Genomic DNA, 22,957 nt, shown 5'->3' with positions numbered 1-22,957 from the left:
TATTCCAAACGTTGACTCCCACACGTCGTTTGAAAGCCCCTCTTTCTCGAAGAAAGCGTCCTTTTCCTCACTCACACAGAAAATTTCTTCAGCATTGCCCGCATCTCTTCCGCCATCTGACCGAGCGATGTCGACGAAGAGGCGATTTCCTCGACGGAAGCCATTTGTTCCTGCGTCGCTGCCGATACGTTGGCCGCACCGGACGCTGACTGTTCGACAATATTGGTCATCTGTTGGAGTGCGTCGTTCACTTGGCGGGCATGCTCCTTCATTTGCTCGATGGCGGACGATACTTGTCCAATTTGTTTGCTCACTTGGCCGACCTCCTCGCGAATATGGGCAAATGATTGGCCGCATGCCGCCGCCACGTTCAATCCTTTCGCCACTTCGGAGATCACCTGTTCGGCAGACGAAACCGCCCGCTTCGTTTCTTCTTGAATGTAGCCGATCAGCTCGGAAATTTGTTGCGCGGAGCGCGCGGATTGTTCTGCGAGCTTGCGCACTTCATCCGCGACAACCGCAAACCCTTTCCCTTGCTCGCCGGCGCGCGCCGCTTCGATCGCGGCATTGAGCGCCAACAAATTCGTCTGCGACGCAATGCCGGTGATCGCTTCCGTAATTTGTCCAATCTCATTCGAGCGCTCCCCGAGCCTTTGAACGACCTGGCCAAGCGCTTGAACGTGGTCGTAAATGAACTGCATTTGCTCGGACATTTGTCCGATTGACTGCTTGCCGTCCTCTGCTTTCGCCGATGTTTTCTCAGCCCGGTGCGCCACTTCTTTCGTATGGAAAGCGACGTCGCTCAATGTTTGGGAAATATCATGCACGGACGCGGCGGTGGTGCGGACAGCATCAGCCTGCTCCTCCGCACTTGCCGCAAGCGTTTCCATCGTTGTCGCAATTTGCTCTGTCGCTTTCGTCGTCTGCTCAGCGACAGCGGCCAACTGGCCGGACACTTGCGCCACCTCTTCGGCATGATGCTGCACGCTGCCCATCACTTCCTGCCATGCATCGGCCATACGGTTGAACGCAGCCGCGATCGGCCGCAGCTGCTGCACGCGATCAAGCGGCATGCGCGTCTTCAAGTCCCCCTCTGTCATTTTGCTTACATGTTCATTGATGACAGCGATCGGCGCGACAAACCGCCGGTAGTTGAGCGTCGATGAAACCAAGCCGACCACCGCCCCGAATAGCATGATGGCAGCAAGCGTCCACCAAAACGCCGCCCCGCGAATGCCATTGGCCAGGCATATCACAAGGCCGATCGCCGCTGTGCCAGGGATGACGATGAACATGGTGCGGATGATATAACTTGCTAATGACAAAACGCTCTCCTCCTTTTGCCATGATGCAAACACCTTTCTTATTTCTTTACCACATAAATAGATTCGTGAATGAACGTCCATTTTCCTTCCTAGTCCTAATCATGAATAGGGGTGGTTGCAAAGTTTTCTGATCTAACAAGGACCCGCACAAAAACATCATGCTTTTGATCGCCTATAATCGGTGACGAAAATAAGAAAAGGCGCCCCGTTCGATTGGGGCACCACCTGTTGTTTTCCGCTTTACACCGCCGGTTTTTCCGTTGTCACATACGTCCCGGCAATAAAATCGTGAATCGACCGTTTGTCTTCTCTCGCCGCGACCATAATCGCACTAATAATGAGACCAATGCCGAACGTGATAAAGTATACGAGTCCGCCAACGAACGAGCGCAAAAACATTGTGCCGATGCCGACTTTGCCGCCGTTCACTTTCGCAATCCGGATGCCAAGCATCCGCTTGCCGACCGTATATCCGTACCAAACAGCAGGAACGATTAACGCGTAAAGGATGTTCGCCAATGACGTAAACCAGTTCGTTTCCCAACTGCCCGTGATGAAATAGCCGATGATCGAAATCGGAATGCCAACGACAATCGCATCCAATATATTAGCCAACAACCGCTTCCAAAACCCCACCGGGTTCGTCACCGCCATACGGTTTTCCCTCCTCCTGCCCTTTCTATCATTGTATTCGCTCCTGACAGCGAATTGCCTTTATTTTAGCCAAATTTCAAAAAGAAATCTACATCCGTCCAAGGCGGCCCTCCCTTGAATTTTCCCCGCCTGTTTGGGGTGTGAGCGTTGGAGGGCTCAAGAAGGACGGCGATTTGAGGGGAAACACCGCTCTTCAATAAGTTTCTTAAAAGACCTTACAACGCCACCGCTTCGTTGGGTTTTATCCTTATCTATTATGGACAAACCATTTGCAAGAAATCAAGCATGAGCCCCCTCACAACAAAAATAAACCGGCGTGGGATCCCTACGGACGACCCACGCCGGAACGAATCTTTTGAAACGGACAAAGGGCGACAAGCGCAGACCATTCGGTGAAAAGGCGTCACCAGTCAATGCGCAATTCAAGGGTAGCGAGGCAATCAGCCAGCTGCCGCTTAATCTCCGCCAATGCAGCCTCCGTCTTGGCTTCTGCACGCAACACAAGAATCGGCTGCGTGTTCGACGGCCGCACCAACCCCCAGCCGTCTGGGAACTGGATGCGGGCGCCATCCACATCGACAACAGGGAAACGGCCGGCAAATTTCTCTTTTACTCTGGCAATGGCAGCCGCTTTTTTCTCTTCCGGGCAAGCGACGCGTGTCTCCGGCGTCGCGGCGTACTGCGGCACGTCGGCGAACCACTCGGACAGCGGGCGCTCATCGTGCGACAGTAATCGAAGCAGGCGCCCAGCGGCGTACAGCGCATCGTCATAGCCGTAAAACTCATCATTGAAGAACAAATGACCAGACATTTCACCGGCAAACGGGATCTCCGGACGACGGCGCAACGTCGCTTTGACGTGCGAATGGCCGGTGCGATGGAAGAACGGTTTCCCGCCGAGCCGCTCAATTTCCTCAACTAGCGCTTGCGAACATTTCACTTCGACGGGCGCGTCGGCTCCCGGATGGCGCTTCAAAATTTCGCGCCAGAACAGCACCATCAGTTGGTCGCCCCAGCGGATCGCACCCGTTTCATCCACGACTCCGATCCGGTCGCCGTCGCCGTCAAACGCGATGCCAAGATCCGCCTGCTCCTTGCGCACCATCTCAATCAAGTCCGTTAAGTTCTCCGGCACGACCGGGTCCGGATGATGATTCGGAAACGTCGGATCGGATTCACAGTAAAGCGGGATGACATCACATCCCCACTCTTTGAGCACTTGTGGCGCAATGATCGATGGGGTGCCGTTGCCGCAGTCGACGACGACCTTCAGCTTGCGCGGACCGAGCTTAATTTTCTCCTTCAACATCTTGATATAGGCCGGAGCAAGGTCAAGCGTTTCCTCGCGCCCGCGCGCTGTTTCAGGACGCGGCTGTTCCTGGCTGAGCCGCTCCATCGCCCGCCGCAGCGCTTGGATGCGCTCGCCATAAATTGTCGTTTTCCCCATGGCGATTTTAAATCCGTTCTCATCCCCTGGGTTATGGCTGGCGGTGATGATCATGCCGCATGGAATGTTCGTGTAGTATAAGCTGTAGTAAAACATCGGCGTCGTCGAAAGCCCAATATCGACGACATCGCAGCCGCCATCGAGCAGCCCATCTTTGAGCGCCCGATGCAAGCCAGGCGATGACAGACGATTGTCATGACCGACAACCGCCCTCTTCTCGCCTTCCTTTTGCATCATGTCGGCAAAGGCCCGTCCGAGCCAATACGCGAACGACTCATCGAGCTCCTCTCCGGCTCGTCCGCGGATGTCGTATTCTTTAAACACGTGTGCTGGCCATGCGAACGGTTTCGTTGTTGACGTATTCATCGACAACCACCTCCACCGAAATTGATTGAGCGATTGCTGCTGTTAACAAGTACGACAATGTTGACTCCGCCCCTCGATTCGGGTTCGGGCCGTTCGGGCTAAGCCCGTCGCAGCAACTGCCGTCGCTTGGGTCCGCAAGCGGCGCGTTGCCGTCGTTTTGTCCGTAAAACCAAGCGAGGCAGCGGCGGACGACGCCGCGATAACGCTCGTCGTCCGTTGCCCAATACGCTTCGCGCGCCGCCAAAGCGAGCTTCATCACATCAAGCGGCTGTTGATCCCAATCGGCGCGGTAGCGGCGGCTGCACCAGCCGCGGTTGCCGACCGGACGGATGACACCTCCCGGTCCGCTCATTTTTTCAATAAGGAAAGCAAGGCTTTTTTCCGCCACTTCCTTCACCTCATCCCGCGGCGCGCGCCGATATGCCGTCCAAAGCGCCCACGGCAGCACCCCGTTGGCGTACGTCAACTCCGGCTCATACCAATGCCAATCGTCGCCAGCATGCTCCCAATACGCCGCAAGCAGCCGCTGCTCAAGCCGTGCAGCCAAAGCTGCCACTTCCTCTTGATCGATGCCAAGCGGGCGTCCTTCTGTCAATAAGACGCCGCAAGTGGCCACCCCCCAGGCGACGCCGCGCAGCGAGCGAAGCTCCCATGCCGCCGGCAGCGCCCTCCTCAACATGTCCGCAGCCGCCTCGCGCCGCGCCGCATCATCCAATTGCTTATACGCGATCGCCGCCGCCCAAAACGACCGCCCGAAGCAGTCGTCTGAGGGCGTCTCTTCCTCTTTCGTCCGATCGAAGAAAAAGTTGTTATGGAACGTCCCGTCATCGTTTTGCGCCCAAAGCAAAAAGGCCAAATATCGGTCAAGCAGACGATACAGCCGCTCCTTTGTTTCTTGATCGTCGAGCAACGCCAGCCACTCGAGGCACGCCCATATGGCGCGGGCGTTGTCATCGGTCGAATACCCTTCGCGCCGCCGCGGAATGCGGCCGAGGCTATGCTCGAGCAACCCGGTGTCGTCAGTCATGCGCTCGAGATGGTCGAACTTAATGACCGACGAAACCAACCGCCTTCACCTCCCCGCGTTTTGCGGCGCACACGCGCTCAAATAAGGCGACATGCTGTTCGCCGATGCGCGGCCAATGCGTGTTCGCCCCAATTTGGCGCACGGTTTCTTCCCAGCGTTTTAACGCCGCCTCATCGGCCAACAGCTGCCCAAGCCGCTCTTCCCATCGGGCGGTATCGCCATACGGCAACAGTAGCTCCTCGCAGCCCCGCAACAAATCGCGCGCATGCTCATACGGCGTCGAAACGACCGGACGGCCGACGCCGACCGCATAGGCAAGCGTGCCGCTTGTAATTTGCTGAATGCCCGGGTACGGGGTGACATACAAATCGCACGCCGTCAAATAATCAATCAGCTCTTCTTCGCTGAAATACCGGTCCTCCATGCGGACATGGCCGTCGAGTCCAAGCCGATGAATCAACGCTTTCAGTTCATCGCGGTACGCCTCGCCCTCCCGTTTTTTCACTTCCGGATGTGTCTGTCCGGCGATGACATACAGCGCTTCCGGCACCTTGCGCACGACGCCCGGCAATGCGGCGAGCACCGACTCGATTCCTTTGCCGCGGCTTAGAAGCCCGAACGTCAACATCACTTTGCGGCCGCTGAATCCGAGGCGTCGGCGAAGCGAATCGCGATTTTCGCTGCTTGGGCCTGGAGCACCGTGCGGAATGTAGACAATTTTTTCTTCCGGCAAGCCAAACGCTTTGACCAAATACGGGATCGCCTGCCGGTTCATGACGATGATGGCGTCGCTTGCCGCCGCGATTTTTTCTTGAATCGGGCGGTACGGCAGCGGCGGTTCGGCAAACACCGTATGGAACGTCGTCACGAGCGGCTTTTCGAGCGCCGCGATGAAATCGAGAATGTATTCGCCTGCCTCGCCGCCGAAAATGCCAAATTCATGCTGCAGGACGACAACATCGATGTCGCTCTCATTCACCCGTTTCGCCATTTCGGCATACGCCGCGCGGTTTTGCGCCGGGAGCGGCCAATACGCCGGGTTGTGGCGATAGGCGTCATCGCCGTCGCTTTCGTTGTACAACACGATGATGCGGTCGCCATCGGACGGTCCGCGGACGCCGTCAATACTTTGCCGCAAATGTTCCGTAAACGTCGCCAGCCCGCACCGCCGCGGCGGATACGTGCTGACGTAGGCAATTCGAATCATGCTTGCACCGCCTCCTTGAACTGATTAATAATCGAATCTTCGAACACTTTTCCCGCCGGCGTCACCGTCCGATAGCCGAAAATGCTGTTTTGCAAACGGCTGCGGTCACGAATGACAGAGCGGTCCCAAACGATGGTCTGCGCGCAATGGACGCGGGCGCCAATTTGGCAGCGGTCGCCGATGACCGCATTCGGGCCGATCACAGCCTGCCGTCCGATTTTCACATGGTCGCCGATGAGCACAGGCGGTACAAACAAGACGCCCGACCCAATCTCGACATGTTCGCCGACAAATACCCCTGGCTGGATTTCACGGCCTTTCAGCGGAATCGGAAACTCCCGACGCAACGCATCCCAGTGAACTTGGCGGTAGCGGGCCGGCGTCCCCATATCACGCCAGTATCCGTCACTGACGATGCCATAGACACCGACATTCCTTTCGATCAGCAGCGGGAATGTTTCGCGTTCAATCGACACTTCCCGCTCCGCCGGGATATAGCGCATCACCTCTGGCTCCAAAATATACATGCCGGCGTTGATCCGGTTCGATGGCGCTTCTTCGCGGCGCGGCTTTTCGATAAAGCGCAAAATTCGCCCGCTGTCGTCTTGTTCTACGACCCCATAGGAAGAAGGATCGTCTACTTCCGTTAAAACAATGGTCGCCAAACCGCCATGTTGACGATGGAAATCAAGCAGCGGGATCAATTGCGGCAAATGCACAATGTCGGCGTTAAACACGAGAAACCGTTCCTTCAGCCAGCGCTCGGCGTTTTTGATCGCCCCAGCCGTTCCGAGCGGGAACGGTTCGAGCGCGTATGTAATCTTGACGTTCCAGCGCTTCCCATCTTCGAAATAGCGACGGATCACTTCTGAACAATGATGGGCGGCGATGACAAATTCGTTGACTCCTTGGTCGCGAAGATGAACGATGAGGTGTTCAAGCCATGGCCGGTTCGCAATCGGGGCCATCGGTTTGGGGATGTTTTCGGTCAATGGACGAAGACGCGTACCTAATCCTCCTGCCAGCAACAATGCTTTCATTTCGTCATCCCTCCATATCTTTTTTTCACAAAAATAGACACCTTTTTTGACGGATGAACGTGAAAATGAAAGTAGTTCATATATTGCTAGCACTCGACTGAGATGGTTGCTAATAATAATATACATAATATTCCTTCTGTTGCGCAAGCGAAATGATTGTCGGATGGTATCGATGAGGAATGATTGATGCTTGCAAATTTCAAAACTTTCATTTTCTCGTTCTTCTTTTTCTTTGCGGTATAATGTACATCGTTAATGCTATATATATGTGAGGGAGGAGGAGAATACGCCATGATTTCTTCATTTTTCCGTTACCGTGTCGGCATCGCCGGCGCCGGTGCATTCGCTGAATTTTTAGCCGGCGCGCTCGCCCCGCTTCCTTCCTTTCAGCTTGCTGCCGTCGCCGGCCGAACGGACGCAAAGCGCCAGCGCGTCATCGACGCCTATCGCCGCCGTCAGCCGCAGGCGGGCGACGTGCGCGAATACCGCGAAGCTGAACAATTGATCGTTGACCCGCATGTTGACATCGTCATTCTCACCACCCCGCCGCATTTGCACGCCCCGCTTGCCAAGCGGGCGCTTGAGGAAGGAAAACATGTGCTCCTTGAAAAGCCAGGCGGCCTCACCGCCGAGGCGCTGCGGGCGAACATCCAGCTCGCCGCCCGCCAAAACCGGGCGTTGGCGGTCAATCTCGTTCTTCGCTACCACCCGCTCGCTGAAGCTGTCAAGCAACTCATCCATCGCGCGCTTCTTGGCCCAGTGGACTACGCAAGCCTTCACAACGCGGCTCACCGCGTCGCCAAAGGCCATTGGTTTTGGGACGAGCGGCGAAGCGGAGGCATTCTCATTGAGCACGGCGTCCACTTTTTTGAAGTCGGACGCGACTGGTTTGGCGAAGCGGCTTCCGCACGCGGATTCGCGCTTCAGGAACCAGACGGCACACGGCCGCGCGTCGGCGCTACGGTGATTCATGAAGGCAAGGGCCGGCGCATCCCCGTCCATTATTACCATGGCTTTACGATGGACCCTGCCGCTTCGGAATCGACGCACTGGGACATTCATACGAAACGCGGCCGCATCGTGCTTGACGGCTGGATTCCGACGCAGCTGTCCGTCTCCGGCCTCGTCACTGACGAGGAGGCAGCCTGCATTGACGCCTGGCTTGACGCCATCCCGACAAAGCCGTCGGCTGACGCTATCGAACAACTGCAGCAAGCGGCCGACCGGCTGTTGCCGCCCACGGAACCTTCAGCCGCTCCGCGCCGCCCATACGAGCGCACCGTGGTGCTCTCGGACCGCCACGGGTGGTACGAAGCGATCGCTCAAACGCGCTTTCTTGATTTTTGCCGTTTGATCGAGAACCCGAGCTGGCGCGTCCTCGTCACCGCCGAAGACGCCGCCGCCGACCTCGCTTTGGCGGAAGCGTGCACCGTGACGGATAAAGCAGACGACCCACTTGACATCCGCTAACTGCTGACACCAAAAGAGCCTGGTGCGGCCACATGGCAAACGGCCGCAACCAGGCTTTCTTCACCTCAATCGTCGATAGATCTCGGTCTCATCAGAACGTCCAAAACGCCCTTCTGCGCTTCCCCCTCAACCAACAACGCCTCAACAGTCGGAATGTCCGCCGGCGCCCACTCAAGAGAGCGCAATGCTTGAAGCGGCACCCACCGAAGCTCAGCATGCTCCCGCGCCCGCGGCTCCCCATCGACTAAGCGGGCTTCATACGTCCGCAAATGCACGATGGCGTGTTCATACTCATGGAACACATCAGCCAACAACTCACCGACCGAAATGGTGCAGCCAAGCTCCTCGCGAATTTCCCGAACTAAAGCGTCTTCGGGCCGCTCCCCCTCTTCCACTTTGCCGCCCGGAAACTCCCACACGTTGGGCAGCGACATGTTCGGCGCGCGCAACGCACATAACACATCCCTCTGTTCATTGAAGATGGCTGCCCCGACAACATGAATGACCCGTTTCATTCATGACCCGCCCTTCTCATCCATATACGCCATTTTAGCAAAAACCGTCTCGCTTTCCAAAACAGTGAAACCCCTTTAGGCGTTATGTTACTTTAAAGAAGAGCAGAACCTTTTCACCAGGTGCTCCGTATTCTCAACTGAAATCGCTGACAAGGGGGAGAACGTGTTGTTCAAAAAACTGTTAAGTTCGATCGGCATCGGTGCCGCCGCTGTTGATACGAAGCTCGCCAAAGCGCAATATGTCTAAGGCGAAACCGTCGAAGGGGTTGTCGACATTCGCGGCGGCAGCGTCGAACAGCACATTGATGAAATTTATTTGGCATTAGTCACAACGTACATCCGCGAAATCGATGATAAGAAATTTGAAGAAAAAGCCGTGCTGGCGCGCTACAAAGTGAGCGGCCCGCTGACGATCGCGCCGAACGAAACGAAAACGATCCCGTTTCAATTCGCCTTGCCGTACGACGTACCGGTCACGCTCGGTTCTTCGCGGGTATGGCTGCAAACCGGCCTTGACAATGAACCTCCCCCACTTATCGAAGTGGGGGTTTCCTGTTTCCCCTTCGGAGGTGGATGCATGATAGGCTGGTTGGCAGCCTATCTGCAGGCAACACCTGGCACCCGTCCCGTTGGGAGCCACAGGCAACATGAGTATCCATGATACTCAAGGGCGGGAACTCGCCATCTACGACTTCATACCTAAGCAATCCGTCGATACGTAAACGGTTTGACCGTAAATTCCAATGGGCGGATTTCACCATAATATACTTTGGCAAATAAATTCATTGCCCCATGGATATCACGGTGTCGTTTGTACCCGCATTGACATGTATAATTTCTAGAAGAAGATTTATTTTTCTTCCCGCAAACAGGGCATGTTTGCGAGGTATAACTTTCATCTTTTTTCTCGATTTGAATTCCTTCGGCATTCAATTTGTATTTGAGATAATCAAATAATTTTCCAAACGACCAATTGGATAATTTCTGATTGGTCTTTTTGTTTCGTTTCTTTTTCGTATTCCGTTGGATTCCTTCGATATCTCCAATGACGACTTCTTTCACTTGGTTTTCCAAACACCAACGAACAAATTGTCTCGTGGTTTTGTGCAGTGCATCCTTTAGTTGTGCCTCTGATTTCGAAAGTACATATTGTTTCGCCCGATTGTACTTTTTCCATTGTTTGGAGCCTTTTTTGCATCTGCTCATGAGTTTTTGCAGTTCTTTTAATTTCTTGTTTCTCAACCGATGAATGCTTCTTATTTTTCTTCCCGTGATAATGAGGCTTTCCCCATTTTCACAAATGGCTGCGATGGTGTGAATTTCCCCTGGGTCAATAGCAACACGGTTTTTACATGGATTTTCTTTTGGTTTTTTCCCATCTTCATACGATAAACAAAGCCACAAACCACGGTCATAGACCAACTCGATTTCTTTGACTTTTCCGTTTGGAAGTTTCTCTTTGTCGATTTTCACCACCAAAGGAGATTGTCGTTTTCGATTCCAAATTCCTAGCGACAGTTCCAACGTTCCGTCTTCATGCAAAACAAACCCATCTTTTGCCCATTTCGTGTTGAAATGTTTTTTCTTTTTGTATGGATATTTGATTTTTTCTCCTTTTTTCCGTGCTTCTTTTGCCCCATCACGGGCAAAGATATATTTATGCACAACCGCCTGGATGCTTTGGCTGTGGATAGAAAAACGACCTTTTGTTGCTTTTTGCAGTTCCGTTTTGGTTATCCATTTTCCTGTTTCCAAATGATGTTCTTTTGCCAAACGAAGGCATTCGTTCCAAACTTCTGCGGAGATACGATTGCATTCAAATAGTTTTTGGATAACTTCTTTCTTTGCCCGAAAACGGGTTTTCAGCGTTCGATACATGGTTTCACCTCCTATGTTTATTGTATTCTATTGCCATCCAAAGAAGAAAGAAAAAAACAGAAAAACCGAACGCCATTCATCCCCCACCTGTAGAGGTGGGGGACTTCTGGCTGATTTATGTTAAAACGGCGCTCGACCCGCAAGACCGCGACCATCTCGCCATCGAACCGCACCCGCTTGTCGCCGCGTTTCTCGAGGCGGCCCGCCAATTAGGTTTCCGCCTTCGCCATGTGCAATGCGAACAAGCGCCGCGCTATTGGCAACAGCGGCTGCCGTTTGTCCAAGAGTTTGAATTCAAGCCGGCAAGCGGACCGTTTAAAGGCCGACTTGACGAACTGGAGGCCATTTTCTTTGTCTCCGAGCATGGGGTTGAAGCCATTTTAGAGATTGACCGCAAAGCGCGCGGGTTTGCTGGATTGCTTTCCGAGGCGCTTGATATGGACGAAACGCTTGTCCGGTTCACCTATGGGCCGAGCGATGTCGCTTCATTGGCGCAATGGTTGGCGAATGCAATTAGCCGGTATAGCTGAGCGAAAAGGGGCAAAAAACGAAGGGGCCACTCGGCCCTTTTGTACTATGTGCTATACGGATGCAGTGAAAAGCTTGTCTATCTTCCCTGCAGTCGACCCAACTGTTCTGCAAAAACCACATTACTACAATTTCAAATTGCACCACACACTCCTTTTGTTTTGATTCATACGGCTAGGATTCAGTGAGCTTTTTGCTTTGCAACCGATGTCAACCCCATCGCGGCTGGCTTCTTTTTCGACCTTGCCATAAGCGCAAAAGGCAATGCAATATTTGTACAATTCAAGCTATTCTAATATAACAATCTATTCGTTAATCACTAATATTCATGCTAAAATAGTGTTTGTTCACCACTAGAAAACACTTGTGCATGTACGGTGAATTTCATTCTTGATCATCCATGAGTGTCAGGAGGAACGTTATGAAGCAACTCATTGTAAGGTGGAATCAGCTTAGCCTTGTCAGACGTATCCTTGTCGGTATCATCATCGGGATTGTCCTCGCCATGGCCGTCCCGGAATCAACAAAATGGGTGTCCATTTTTGGTTCCTTGTTTGTCAACGCTCTAAAGGCCGTCGCACCCGTATTGGTGTTCTTTCTCGTGGTCTCCGCCATTTCCCGCCATCAAAGCGGCCAAAAAACAAATATCCAACACATTCTTGTCCTATACGGGGCCAGCACGTTCTTAGCCGGTCTTACCGCCGTCGTGGCCAGCTTCATCTTTCCGGTTCATTTATCTTTAGCTGAAGGGATGAAAGATATCTCTCCCCCTAGCGGCATAACAGAGGTACTTCAGTCATTGTTGCTTAATATTGTTGATAACCCTATTCATGCACTGATCAATGCGAATTATATCGGTATCCTGACTTGGGCGGTGCTGCTTGGCATCGCATTAAGACCTGCGCCGGAGACGGTCAAAAACGTCATCGCCAGTTTTTCTGACGCCATTTCAAACATTGTCACATGGGTCATCAATTTGGCACCCATCGGAATCATGGGGCTTGTTTTTGACGCGATGGTCACCAACGGGCTTTCCGCTTTCATCGAATACGGAAAGTTATTGGCCGTTCTTCTTGGGACGATGTTTTTCGTGGCATTCGTCATAAATCCGCTGATTGTCTTTGTGAACATTCGCCAAAATCCGTACCCGCTCGTGTGGAGATGCATTCGGGAAAGCGGAATGACCGCCTTCTTTACGCGCAGCTCGGCCGCAAACATTCCGGTGAATATGAATTTGGCTGAAAAACTCGGATTAAACAAAGATACGTATTCGGTCTCGATCCCTCTCGGTGCAACGATTAATATGGCTGGCGCCGCCGTTACGATTTCCGTGTTGACGCTTGCTGCGGTTCACACATTGGGGATTGAAGTCGATCTAGGTACAGCGCTGATTCTTAGCATTCTTTCCACCATCGCCGCTACAGGGGCATCCGGCGTCGCGGGCGGCTCGCTTCTCCTTATCCCGTTGGCATGCAGTTTGTTTGGCATCCCAAATGATATTGCCATGCAAGTAGTAGGGGTTGGTTTTATCATTGGCGTGTTGCAAGATTCATGTGAAACGGCCCTGAACTCCTCTTCCGATGTTCTTTTCACCGCAACAGCGGAATATGCGAAGAGACGCAAAGAAAAAACCGCCGTCATCATCGAATCTGAATTTCATGCAAAACGAGCGGGTGGCAACTGAAACCCTTCTTGTATAAAGCCCGTTTCCCTCTCACTTGGGGGAACGGGCTTTTCCTGATTTATGATGATTTGACAAGCAACGCACAGCACTCGACATGCGCCGTATGCGGAAACATGTCCACCGGTTGGACAGTTTTCAACACATAGCCAAACGGGGCTAGCTCCGCAATATCCGCCACAAACGTCTCCGGATTGCAGGAGACATACACCACCCGCTTCGGTTGCGCTCGGCCGATTTTGCGCATCACTTTTCCGCCTGCGCCAGAACGTGGAGGATCCAAAAGCAGCAGCTCCGGCCGCCCGAACTGCTCCAACACGTCATCAATCCCGCGCCGCGCATCCCGCGCCAAAAAGTACGTATTGTCAACGCCGTTGTCTTTCGCGTTTCGTTTCGCCGACTCGATCGACGTTTCCACAATTTCAATGCCCGCCAACGCCTTCACCCGCTTGGCGAACGGCAAGGAAAACGTGCCGACTCCGCAGAAGAGATCGATCATTTTCTCATGGGGCTTGGGCTCGCCCATCTCCAACGCCAGTTCAACCAATTTGGCCGCCTGCACCGGGTTCGTTTGGAAAAACGTATCAAACCAAAGACGGTAGCGGAACCCGCACAATTCATCGTAAATGAAATCCCGTCCGGCCAGCACGTGCGTTCGTTCCGCCTGGGTGCGGTCGGCCCACGCCCGATTCTCCAGCCAAAGCAAACTTTTCACGTCCGGGAGCGCCTTCGTGATCCGCTCCGTCAAATCAGCCGCCGCTTCTTTCAACTCCCCTTCCGGCGCCTCGGTCGCAAAGAGCGCCACCATCACCTCTCCTGTCGCAAACGACTCGCGCACCATGACGTGGCGAAGCAGCCCTTCATGGGTGTCTTTGTGATACCCAGGCAGCTGATGATCGCGCGCCCAACGCGCCACTTCCATAGCGGCTTTGACGATCTTCTCGCCGGCAATGAGACATGTCTCCAACGAAACCACTTGCCGGAAATTCCCTTGCTCGTGCAGTCCAAGCAGGCCCTCAGGAGAGAACGTAAACTCCATTTTATTGCGGTAATGCCACGGATGTTCCATCCCGATCGTCTCGCGCACAACGTCCGGATCAAATCCGTGCTGGGCAAGCAGCGCCTTCACCTGTTCGGTCTTATGCCGCAGCTGTCCCTCATAGCGCCAGTGCTGCCAGACACAGCCGCCGCAGCGGTCAAAGTGCGGACACGGCGGATCGAGCCGCTCTGGATGCCGCTCAATCACTTCTTCCACTCGGGCATGGGCCCTCCGGCGTTTCGGCCAATCGATCAAAACCCGCACCCTTTCACCAGGAAGCGTGGACGGAACAGTGAGTTTGAGCTTTTTTCTCTTTCCCTCCTCTTCATGCCAAACGACCGCTTGCCCGGCTCCTTTTTTATCTAACTGTTGAATGTCCGTAATGAATGATTGTTTTGCGCTGTCTGTCAACGGCTTTCCTCCTTCCGAGATGAACGATGTTGTCACCCTTTATGTATTGTACACGATCAGTGGACGAATCCAAAGAAACTTCGCGCAGGGGAAAAGATTGGGAATGAAAAGCATTGGAAGACGGAAAAACGGAATTCACCTTGATTCATTCCGGATGGGATGCGGACAAAGCAACCGAATTTGGGCAGCCTCACACAGTCGTTCGCAAGATTATGGATGACGGGTGGGAGAACATTGTCAACCAAAAACTTCCCACATATCTCGAAGGATAAACGAACCGTTTCCACGCCGAAGCACGATGTGTTTCACACCATCGCCAATCCAACCCGCCGCCAGATGTTGCAGCTGCTCGCGGACAACGAATTGTCGATTGCCGCGATTGCCAAATCCTTCCCGATCAGCCGCACAGCTGTCAATAAACATCTTCGTGTGCTTTCGGAAGCAAGGTTGGGCAGCTGTCGGAAAACGGGACGCGAAACAAGGTACAGGCTGGAGCCCGAACCTCTCGTCGAACTGAAAACGTGGCTTTCCTTCTTTGAAGGGTATTGGATGAACGGCTTGCGGCTCTCAAGCGTATGGTGGAAGCGGATGAGGAGCCATCATAATGGCAAAATCGCATGAATTCACGGGGGGCAAGATGGTTCGAGGATGCCCATCCTAGAGAATGTCTAACGAAAGTGTTCCTTATCCATATAGATGATGATGAAAAAAGGGTGTCCCGCTGCATCCGGGACACCGTCGACTCCAACCAATCAACCTGTTACAATGTCTTCTCTTTCTTTTCTTCCCATCTCTTATATCCATTTTCCCAGAATTTCGCGTTCTTGATTCCGTATTTCGACGCGTTGAACTCCGGATCTTTCCCTTGCTTCAGCTGTTCTTCATAATCTTTCAAGGCCATATAGGCCGGTTTAAACAACAACAAGATCGCAATCAAGTTGAGCCACACCATGATGCCAAGCCCGATGTCGCCCATCGCCCACGCCGTCGTCGCCGTTTTGACCGTTCCATAGAACGTGGCCGCCAAAAAGACGAGCTTCAAGGCAAAGAAGGCCGTTCCCCTCTTTTCACTGCGCACCAAATAGGCGAGGTTCGTCTCGGCAATATAGTAATACGCGTACATCGTCGTAAACGCGAAGAAGAACAGAGCGATCGCAATAAAGGCCGACCCGAATCCCGGGAAGAGCGTGTCCACCGCCGCCTGCGTATACCCTGCGCCCGGTTCCACCCCTTTCAAATGCTCGACAATCGTCTCTCCCGTTTTTTCATTGATCACATTGTATTGACCTGTAAACAAAATCATCAGCGCCGTCGCCGTCACGACCAAGAACACGTCCAAATAAATCGAAAACGCCTGCACAAGCCCCTGCTTCGCCGGGTGGGACACTTCCGCCGCCGCTGCCGGGTGGGCGCCCGTCCCTTGCCCCGCTTCATTCGCATAAAGGCCGCGTTTGACCCCCCACATCACGGCCGACCCAAGAATGCCGCCAAACACTTGATCAGCGCCAAACGCGCTTTTGAAAATCAGGCCAAACACATCCGGGACTTTTTCAATATTGGCCGCAATAATGGCAATCGCGACCAATAAATAGCCAACTGCCATAAACGGAACGACAATTTCCGCCGTTTTCGCGATCCGCTTCACTCCTCCAAAAATCGTAAAGCCAAGAACAGCGATCACGAAAATTCCCGTCACCAATTTCGGAATGCCAAACGCATTCGAAAACCCATCCGCGATCGAATTCGCCTGAATCCCCGGCATCAACACCGCCATGGAGAGAATGATCGCCCCGGCAATCACAACCGCAAACCATTTCCAGCCAAGGCCCTTTTCAATATAAAAAGCCGGACCGCCGCGGTACTGTCCGTCTTGTTCCTCTTTATAAATTTGCGCCAGCGTCGACTCGACATACGCCGTCGCCGCTCCGATAAAGGTGATGACCCACATCCAAAAGACAGCGCCCGGCCCCCCGTACGCAATCCCCGTCGCCGTCCCTGCCACGTTCCCAACGCCAATGCGGCCGGACAACGACATCGTCAACGCCTGGAAAGAAGACACCCCGGCCTCAGAGCCCTTCCCCGTCGTCACAAGCCGGATCATCTCTTTCACGTGGCGGATTTGCAGGAAGCGGGTGCGAATGCTAAAATACAAACCACAACAGACAATAAAAGCAATTAAGAAAGGGCTCCACAGCCACCCGTTCACCGTTTCCACGAGCTTTTCAATCAATCCAATCCCTCCTATGCCAGCTGATTACTTTTGTTGTATAACACATAACCAAATAATATTATAAATACTACACACTTCTGCTTCAATAATTTTTTTATATATCATTCTTTTCTGCATTTTCTTTATATTTCCTGCGCTTGTCCTCGTGTAGAAAAATGAACGACTTTCTTCGCTTTTTTTAAAAATAACTTTGAAGCCCAAAAATGATAGATGAGGCAAGACAGAGAAATCCGCCTCGAACGATCCCCTAATGCCAGTCCTTGAGGCCTTGAGCGCGAGCCCCATCTCCCCTAATGATCCCCATCTGAATCGCCGCAAACGCAAAGCCGAACACACAGAACAGCGTGTTCGGCTTTGGCTTTCCGTTACATATAACCGATGAGAAACACGACAAAACCCGCTAATCCGACCGATGCGATGAAGAGACCAAAGGCGATCCGTTTGGCGGCTTTGCTCTTTTGGACAACACCATACACGAACAACACGATCGACATGACCAACAAAAGCAAAATGAGAGACGAAATGCCCACGTTCAGCCCTCCTTATCGTGCACTGCCACTTGTGGTGAAGAGCCTATTCTTTAACTTTTAGCAATCGCATGCTGTTTAATGTTACGATTAATGTTGCTCCCATATCGGCAAATACCGCTAACCATAGCGTTAACCAACCAGGCACAATTAACAGTAATGCCAATGCCTTAATCCCTAAAGAGAAAGTAATGTTTTGCTTAATAATCGCTAAAGCTTTGCGGCTCAATTTAATCGTATATGGCAATTTGCTTAAATCATCAGACATTAAGACAATATCGGCTGTTTCTAGGGCTGTATCGGTTCCAGCACCACCCATTGCCACACCAACGGTTGAAGCTGCAAGAGCTGGTGCATCGTTCACACCATCTCCAACCATCGCAACACTTCGATACTTGTCGCGAAGCTCTTTGATGAAATTCAGTTTATCTTCTGGAAGTAAATCGGCTTTAATATCGGAAACCCCGACTTGTTTTCCGATGGCTTCGGCTGTTCTTTGGTTATCTCCCGTCAGCATCACCGTTTTTTCAATACCGACTTGATGAAGTTTTCGAATAACCTCTTTGGATGATTCTCTTATTTCGTCTGCCACGGCAATTAACGCCAGAATTTCTTTTTCCGTCCCTAATGCCATGACCGTTTTCCCTTGTATTTGAAGGGTTGTAATTTGTTCTTTTATTTCTGATTGGATGCCATTTGGAAGAAGTTCTTCAAAAAGACCTGGACTTCCGACATAATACATTGCGTTATTTACTTTGGCTTTTACCCCTTTACCTGTAATGGATTGGAATTCTTCAACCGATACATCATTAAAATTCAATCCATCTTCTTCTGCTTTTCTTATAATGGCGGAAGCAAGTGGATGTTGTGAGCCTTTTTCAATGGCTGCTGTAATGGTCATTAGTTCATTTTCATTGCCATTATAAGTGACCACATCGGTGACGGAAGGAATACCTTTTGTTAATGTTCCTGTTTTATCAAAAGCGATGACTTTTAGAGATCCTGCTTCCTCTAAATAAATACCACCTTTAATTAACACACCGTTTTTCGCTGCATTTCCAATGGCAGTTACAATCGAAACAGGCGTGGAAATAACCAACGCACACGGACAACCAACCACTAATACAGCTAGACCTCGATAAATCCATTCGCTCCAATCAGCACCCATAAATAATGGAGGAATAACGGCTAGTAAAAGAGCAAAAATGATAATGGCTGGTGTATAGTATTTGGCAAAACGATCTACAAACGCTTGAGAAGGTGCTCGTTCTGCTTGAGCTTCTTCCACTAAATGGATGATTTTCGAAAGAGTTGTATCTTCCACTCGTTTTGTAACTTTTACTTCCAATAACCCTTCTTCATTCAATGTTCCTGCAAAGACTTCATCACCGACTGTTTTGGTTACTGGAACACTTTCTCCCGTAATGGCAGCCTGATTTAGCGTAGATGTACCCTTGATGACGATTCCATCCATCGCTAATTTCTGACCAGGCTTTACGATCATAATATCTCCGACTTGAATATCGTCAACAGGGACCATCATTTCTTCATTTCCGCGACGAATTAATGCTTCTTTTGGAGCAATATCCATCAACGATTCAATGGATTGACGAGCTTTATCCATGGAATAACGCTCTAAGGCTTCGCTAATGGCGAATAGAATAACAACCGTTGCACCTTCTCCCCATTCACCAATCGCTGCAGCTCCTAAAATCGCCACTGTCATCAGCGTATTCATATCAAAATTCAATCGAACTAGGTTTTTGAAACCTTTTATAAATAACGAATATCCACCGATTAAAATTGCTGCAGCATATCCAATTGTCGCAAAGATATGCTCTTCTCCGTATTGCTTCCCTAAAAACCAACTGATCACAAGCAAAACGGCGGAAATATACACTTTAATGTTCTCTTTTTGCTTCCAAAAAGGTTCACGCTTGACTGATTTTTCTTTATCTTCCCGAACCTTTAAGTTTTCAAAAGCCCCTGCTTTTTCTAATTCTTCGATGGTTGTTGTACCCCAAACGGTAATTTTAGACGCTCCAAAGTTTACTTTAGCATCCTGAACACCTGGCAATGATTTTACATTATTTTCAAACTTTGCCGCACAGTTTGCACAAGTAAATCCTTGAACACGGTAGGTTTTCGCTTCTGATTTAGATAATTTTGCTTGTTGTTCAGACACGGACTTTCACCTCTTTATCATGTACTAACGCAATCATGATTAACTGCTTAATATGGTCATCATCCAGCGAATAAAATGCTAGCTTTCCTTCTTTTCGATACTTTACAATCCCTTGTTTATAAAGAGTCCGTAAATGATGGGAAGTGGTTGCAACAGAAGCCCCGATGATATTAGCAATATCACATACACATAACTCTTCATCTTGGCAAAGTGAATAGACAATTTTTGCCCTATTTTCATCTGCCAGTGCTTTAAACAACAGGACAACACTGGATATATCTTCTTTTTGCAATTCCCCTTGTATTCGATTGACTTTTTCTTCGTCATAACAATAAATTTCACATTTATCTTTCTTACTCATTCATTATCCCCCTTTCATATTCAAATTTCCGTTCGAATATATTATACCCCATTTCTTTTATTATTCAAGTATTTATTTGAATGAAAAACAAAAAACATCCATGAGTAAATTTTACTCCCCACCCAGGCATGAAAATCCATCTCTCCTTCCATAATGGAGGATTTTCATCATGGATGTCATCTATCCTCGCTGCGCAGGATTGGATGTTCATGCCGAAACCATCGTCGCCTGCGCGCTATGGGAAGAAGATGGACACATTCAAAAGGACATTCAAACCTTCTCCACGTTCTCGAAAGGACTTGGCGACCTGCTTGAGTGGCTCGAAGAACATGGCGTCACCCATGTCGCCATGGAATCCACCGGCGTGTATTGGAAACCGGTCTTCGCCTTCCTCGAGGGCTATGTCGACTTGACACTGGCCAATCCGCAGCGGATCAAAAATGTCCCGGGAAGAAAAACCGATGTCTCTGACGCCGAGTGGATCGCCAAGCTGCTCCGCCATGGACTCGTTGAAAAAAGTTTCGTCCCCCCAGCGGATATTCGCGAATTGCGGGATTTTACCCGCCTCCGCAAAAAGTGGGTCGGACAGCTGACTTCGGAGAAAAACCGGATTCAAAAAGTGCTCGAGTCTTCCAATGTCAAACTCGGCTCGGTCCTCTCCGATCTCTTCGGCGTTTCCGGAAAAGACATCCTCGCCCGGCTGCTGGAGAAGGGATACGTGGACAAGGACGAGTTGGATGAATGCCTGCGCGGAAGGCTCAAAAAGAAAAAGCAAGCGGTGTACGATTCGCTGCTCGGCACCTTGACCGAACACGAGCTCCGTCTCCTTCGCCTCTTGTGGAAACACGTTGAGGAATTGGAGCGGCTCATCGAAGAAGTCGACCAACACATCGACCGCCTGCTCGAGCCGTATCGCGAGGAAGTGAACCTGCTGATGACCATGCCCGGAGTGAAAAAACAAACCGCCGCCGTCATCATCGCCGAGATGGGAACCGACATGAGCGTCTTTGAAACGCCGGAACGGGCGGCTTCATGGACTGGATTGTCCCCCGGCAACCATGAAAGCGCCGGAAAGCGAAAGAGCACGCGCACGACAAAAGGCAATCCCCATCTCCGATCGGCGTTATGCGAGGCGGCATGGTCAGCAGCTCGATCCAAGACGCATCCCTTGTCCCGAAAGTTTTGGTCGTTGGCGGCCCGGTGCGGGAAGAAAAAAGCCCTCATCGCCATTGCTCGGCGGATGTTGGTGATCATCTTTTGCATGATCTCCCGCAAAGAGCCGTTCCGCCAACCACAACTTATTTAGTCTAGCCAAAAGGCAGACAGGTTATACGAGATGCCTAAAATCGGGCACCTCTGCTTTCCTATTGCCTTTTTTGGCCATTTTCAGTATACCCTCACGGATCAGGAGCGTATACCGCACTCACCAAGTGGTGGGGATTTTCACGGAAAAGACGAGAAAAGGAAAGGAATCAGAACTGTTTCGCTCTGATTCCTTCACGTTAACTGAATTTATACTGTCTACTTTTCGGATCGCAGTGCACAGGCACCGATCCTAATGGAAAAATACTCACTCAAACTAAAAAAGTGATTTAACAAAATTTTTTGCTTTGTTAACCGCTGTTCCAACTGCTCTTGCTCCTGTCTTTAATGAAGCAACGACAGTTTTCCTAACCTTTTGGGCGGTTTCACATATCTTACCACCAATTGTTGAACCAGCCATGTAGGCAACTGTACCTCCAACAATTCCTCCTATTACAGCACCTACTGGACTACCCACAATCGGTATCCAGCTTAAAGCCAAAGCTCCTGCTACCGAGCCTGTAACAGTTCCTAATTCTGCACTTACCAATCCAGCAACAGTAGCAACCGTTACTCTTTCCATTTGTTGAAGTCCCTGGGTGACACTCAACTCCCCATTAGCCACTTTATTTAAAACTTTCACGTTTTCGATGGATACAGTTGCAATATTAGCAATTATCGCTGGGGGTGTTCCAGGTGGGATTGCTTTTAAAAGCCCTTTTTCTGAGGCTATTTTTAAAGCAACCGTTACTGAAGTCTTTACACCCGAATCCGCCCCTGTTTTAAGTGCTAACTCCACCACTTCATTTACTTCAATATTTTTATTGGTCATTGATTTATAAACTAAATCGTACCCAACTGCAATGGCCGCTGATTGCACACCAGCTAATGCTACATTTTTAGTCATATGACTCGTTAAATCTTTTAATTTATAGTAGTTCCAATCAACCTCTATTTGTTTTCCGCTTTGTGCAAGTTTCTGAAGCTCTTTTCCCTCTTGTTTACTTAAAGGTGTGCTTTTATAGTTTTTAATGCTTATCGTGTCTGTGCTTTTTGCCACATTTTCGACTTGACCCTTTGCAACAAGTTTTCCCTGAAATTTATAATTCCCTTTCTTAAAGGCTATGGTTGCATTTTTATAATCTGAGGAAAACTTTGCTTGATATTTCTTTACTATTCTACCTTGGTTATCCTTAATAACTAAATCCACAGAATTTCTTTTATAAATTTCCCCAGGATTTGGTTTCAAAGCCTCGGCTTTATAATCTCCACCTTTTAATGCAACGTCTAAATTGAAGGAATTAGCATGATGTTGTTCAAAAATAAAACCATCAAGATTAATATTACGATTAATAGTACCATCATTATTCAGAATTACTTGACTCATTAAATCGTTTGCATTATTAATTGCATTATCAATGTTTTGCAAGTATTGCCCAACTTGGTTCACCGACATTCCAGCAGAAGCTTCCTGCACTTTCTGTTGAAACCATGCTTCTTTAGAAACCCCATTTTCAATTGCTCTATTAATACTTTCAATGTTCCTATTGTTCAATTCTATGGTTTCTAATACTTCTTTACTGAATACCTCAATCTCTTTCTCATCAATCTCTAAATTGTTGTTTCGCAACTCATTTTTAATCCAAGCATCGTCTGTTAAACTTTTTTCTTTTTTTGAATAACTCTCAATAGTACCTTGAATAAGTTCGATAAGTTCTAATGCCTCCTGATTGTCTCCCCTATAACTCATTCTCTTCCCCTCTC

The 22,957-nt window shown here is 50.4% G+C and carries 18 protein-coding genes and 3 pseudogenes; 7 read left to right on the top strand and 14 right to left on the bottom strand.

All coding sequences use genetic code 11. From position 1 onward, the window contains the following. Nucleotides 1–71: 71 nt before the first annotated feature. From NSQ51_RS02190 to NSQ51_RS02165, 6 genes are all read right to left on the bottom strand, one after another. The gene (locus tag NSQ51_RS02190) at nucleotides 72–1,325 is read right to left on the bottom strand and encodes a methyl-accepting chemotaxis protein (protein WP_049625227.1); all 1,254 of its coding nucleotides are present in this window, start codon (nucleotides 1,323–1,325) and stop codon (nucleotides 72–74) included. 240 nt (nucleotides 1,326–1,565) lie between these two features. Further along, nucleotides 1,566–1,979, bottom strand: a complete 414-nt coding sequence (locus NSQ51_RS02185) for an RDD family protein (protein WP_033013917.1) — start codon at nucleotides 1,977–1,979, stop codon at nucleotides 1,566–1,568. A 403-nt stretch (nucleotides 1,980–2,382) separates the two neighbouring features. Beyond that, nucleotides 2,383–3,792, bottom strand: coding sequence for a phosphomannomutase/phosphoglucomutase (locus NSQ51_RS02180; protein WP_049624929.1), 1,410 nt, complete (start codon nucleotides 3,790–3,792; stop codon nucleotides 2,383–2,385). Further along, a complete protein-coding gene (locus NSQ51_RS02175; RefSeq protein ID WP_121674107.1) occupies nucleotides 3,743–4,858 on the bottom strand; it encodes a glycosyl transferase in 1,116 nt (371 codons plus the stop codon). The genes NSQ51_RS02180 and NSQ51_RS02175 overlap by 50 nt, the downstream gene beginning before the upstream one ends. Continuing rightward, nucleotides 4,839–6,026 (bottom strand): glycosyltransferase family 4 protein, encoded by a 1,188-nt coding sequence (locus NSQ51_RS02170; RefSeq protein WP_049624930.1) that lies wholly within the window; start codon nucleotides 6,024–6,026, stop codon nucleotides 4,839–4,841. The genes NSQ51_RS02175 and NSQ51_RS02170 overlap by 20 nt, the downstream gene beginning before the upstream one ends. Beyond that, nucleotides 6,023–7,066 carry an NDP-sugar synthase gene (locus NSQ51_RS02165; RefSeq protein WP_049624931.1) on the bottom strand — a complete coding sequence of 348 codons (1,044 nt, stop codon included), beginning with the start codon at nucleotides 7,064–7,066 and terminating at the stop codon, nucleotides 6,023–6,025. The genes NSQ51_RS02170 and NSQ51_RS02165 overlap by 4 nt, the downstream gene beginning before the upstream one ends. 291 nt (nucleotides 7,067–7,357) lie before the next feature. Between NSQ51_RS02165 and NSQ51_RS02160 the strand changes: the two genes are divergently transcribed. Then, entirely contained in the window at nucleotides 7,358–8,536 is a 1,179-nt protein-coding gene (locus tag NSQ51_RS02160) for a Gfo/Idh/MocA family oxidoreductase (protein ID WP_049624932.1), read from the top strand. Nucleotides 8,537–8,601: 65 nt separating this feature from the next. Here NSQ51_RS02160 and NSQ51_RS02155 read toward each other — a convergent pair whose 3' ends face one another. Further along, complete coding sequence (locus NSQ51_RS02155; protein ID WP_020754997.1) at nucleotides 8,602–9,051, bottom strand: (deoxy)nucleoside triphosphate pyrophosphohydrolase; 450 nt, start codon at nucleotides 9,049–9,051, stop codon at nucleotides 8,602–8,604. A gap of 163 nt (nucleotides 9,052–9,214) precedes the next feature. Between NSQ51_RS02155 and NSQ51_RS02150 the strand changes: the two are divergent. Next, nucleotides 9,215–9,568, top strand: a pseudogene (locus tag NSQ51_RS02150) (sporulation protein); the annotation flags it as partial. A gap of 182 nt (nucleotides 9,569–9,750) precedes the next feature. Here the strand turns inward: NSQ51_RS02150 and NSQ51_RS02145 are convergent. Then, nucleotides 9,751–10,929 (bottom strand): RNA-guided endonuclease TnpB family protein, encoded by a 1,179-nt coding sequence (locus NSQ51_RS02145; RefSeq protein WP_011231306.1) that lies wholly within the window; start codon nucleotides 10,927–10,929, stop codon nucleotides 9,751–9,753. 95 nt (nucleotides 10,930–11,024) lie between these two features. Between NSQ51_RS02145 and NSQ51_RS02140 the strand changes: the two genes are divergently transcribed. Both NSQ51_RS02140 and sstT read left to right on the top strand, forming a co-directional pair. Then, nucleotides 11,025–11,459 (top strand): sporulation protein, encoded by a 435-nt coding sequence (locus NSQ51_RS02140; RefSeq protein WP_235434225.1) that lies wholly within the window; start codon nucleotides 11,025–11,027, stop codon nucleotides 11,457–11,459. 419 nt (nucleotides 11,460–11,878) lie between these two features. Further along, nucleotides 11,879–13,141 (top strand): serine/threonine transporter SstT, encoded by a 1,263-nt coding sequence (gene sstT, locus NSQ51_RS02135; protein WP_049625516.1) that lies wholly within the window; start codon nucleotides 11,879–11,881, stop codon nucleotides 13,139–13,141. Nucleotides 13,142–13,199: 58 nt separating this feature from the next. Here the strand turns inward: sstT and rlmD are convergent, their stop codons facing one another. Then, nucleotides 13,200–14,588, bottom strand: coding sequence for a 23S rRNA (uracil(1939)-C(5))-methyltransferase RlmD (gene rlmD, locus NSQ51_RS02130; protein ID WP_033013910.1), 1,389 nt, complete (start codon nucleotides 14,586–14,588; stop codon nucleotides 13,200–13,202). A 107-nt stretch (nucleotides 14,589–14,695) separates the two neighbouring features. On the opposite strand from rlmD, the pseudogene NSQ51_RS02125 reads away from it, so the two are divergent. Together NSQ51_RS02125 and NSQ51_RS02120 are read left to right on the top strand one after the other, a co-directional pair. After that, a pseudogene (locus NSQ51_RS02125) lies at nucleotides 14,696–14,860 on the top strand (SRPBCC domain-containing protein); the annotation flags it as partial. Further along, nucleotides 14,823–15,193 (top strand): annotated as a pseudogene (locus NSQ51_RS02120) (metalloregulator ArsR/SmtB family transcription factor). The pseudogenes NSQ51_RS02125 and NSQ51_RS02120, both read left to right, overlap by 38 nt. Nucleotides 15,194–15,348: 155 nt before the next feature. Here the strand turns inward: NSQ51_RS02120 and NSQ51_RS02115 are convergent. The 4 genes from NSQ51_RS02115 to NSQ51_RS02100 form a co-directional block, all read right to left on the bottom strand. Beyond that, nucleotides 15,349–16,818 carry an alanine/glycine:cation symporter family protein gene (locus tag NSQ51_RS02115; protein WP_049625515.1) on the bottom strand — a complete coding sequence of 490 codons (1,470 nt, stop codon included), beginning with the start codon at nucleotides 16,816–16,818 and terminating at the stop codon, nucleotides 15,349–15,351. Nucleotides 16,819–17,183: 365 nt separating this feature from the next. Next, complete coding sequence (locus NSQ51_RS02110; RefSeq protein WP_183085383.1) at nucleotides 17,184–17,348, bottom strand: hypothetical protein; 165 nt, start codon at nucleotides 17,346–17,348, stop codon at nucleotides 17,184–17,186. Between the two features lie 43 nt (nucleotides 17,349–17,391). Continuing rightward, the gene (locus NSQ51_RS02105) at nucleotides 17,392–19,530 is read right to left on the bottom strand and encodes a heavy metal translocating P-type ATPase (RefSeq protein WP_121650173.1); all 2,139 of its coding nucleotides are present in this window, start codon (nucleotides 19,528–19,530) and stop codon (nucleotides 17,392–17,394) included. Then, nucleotides 19,523–19,891, bottom strand: coding sequence for a metalloregulator ArsR/SmtB family transcription factor (locus NSQ51_RS02100; RefSeq protein ID WP_121650172.1), 369 nt, complete (start codon nucleotides 19,889–19,891; stop codon nucleotides 19,523–19,525). The genes NSQ51_RS02105 and NSQ51_RS02100 overlap by 8 nt, the downstream gene beginning before the upstream one ends. Before the next feature lie 169 nt (nucleotides 19,892–20,060). Here NSQ51_RS02100 and NSQ51_RS02095 point away from each other — a divergent pair, with 169 nt between their 5' ends. After that, nucleotides 20,061–21,197: an IS110-like element ISGka2 family transposase gene (locus NSQ51_RS02095; protein WP_064213609.1), complete on the top strand. Its 1,137-nt coding sequence runs from the start codon at nucleotides 20,061–20,063 to the stop codon at nucleotides 21,195–21,197. A gap of 273 nt (nucleotides 21,198–21,470) precedes the next feature. Here the strand turns inward: NSQ51_RS02095 and NSQ51_RS02090 are convergent, their stop codons facing one another. Continuing rightward, nucleotides 21,471–22,943 (bottom strand): hypothetical protein, encoded by a 1,473-nt coding sequence (locus NSQ51_RS02090; RefSeq protein WP_049625166.1) that lies wholly within the window; start codon nucleotides 22,941–22,943, stop codon nucleotides 21,471–21,473. Nucleotides 22,944–22,957 lie beyond the last annotated feature (14 nt).

Source organism: Geobacillus sp. FSL K6-0789 (assembly GCF_038593135.1).
GTDB lineage: Bacteria > Bacillota > Bacilli > Bacillales > Anoxybacillaceae > Geobacillus > Geobacillus stearothermophilus.
The sequence above is the reverse complement of the archived record's forward strand: the minus strand, read 5'-3'. Positions and strand labels throughout refer to the sequence as shown.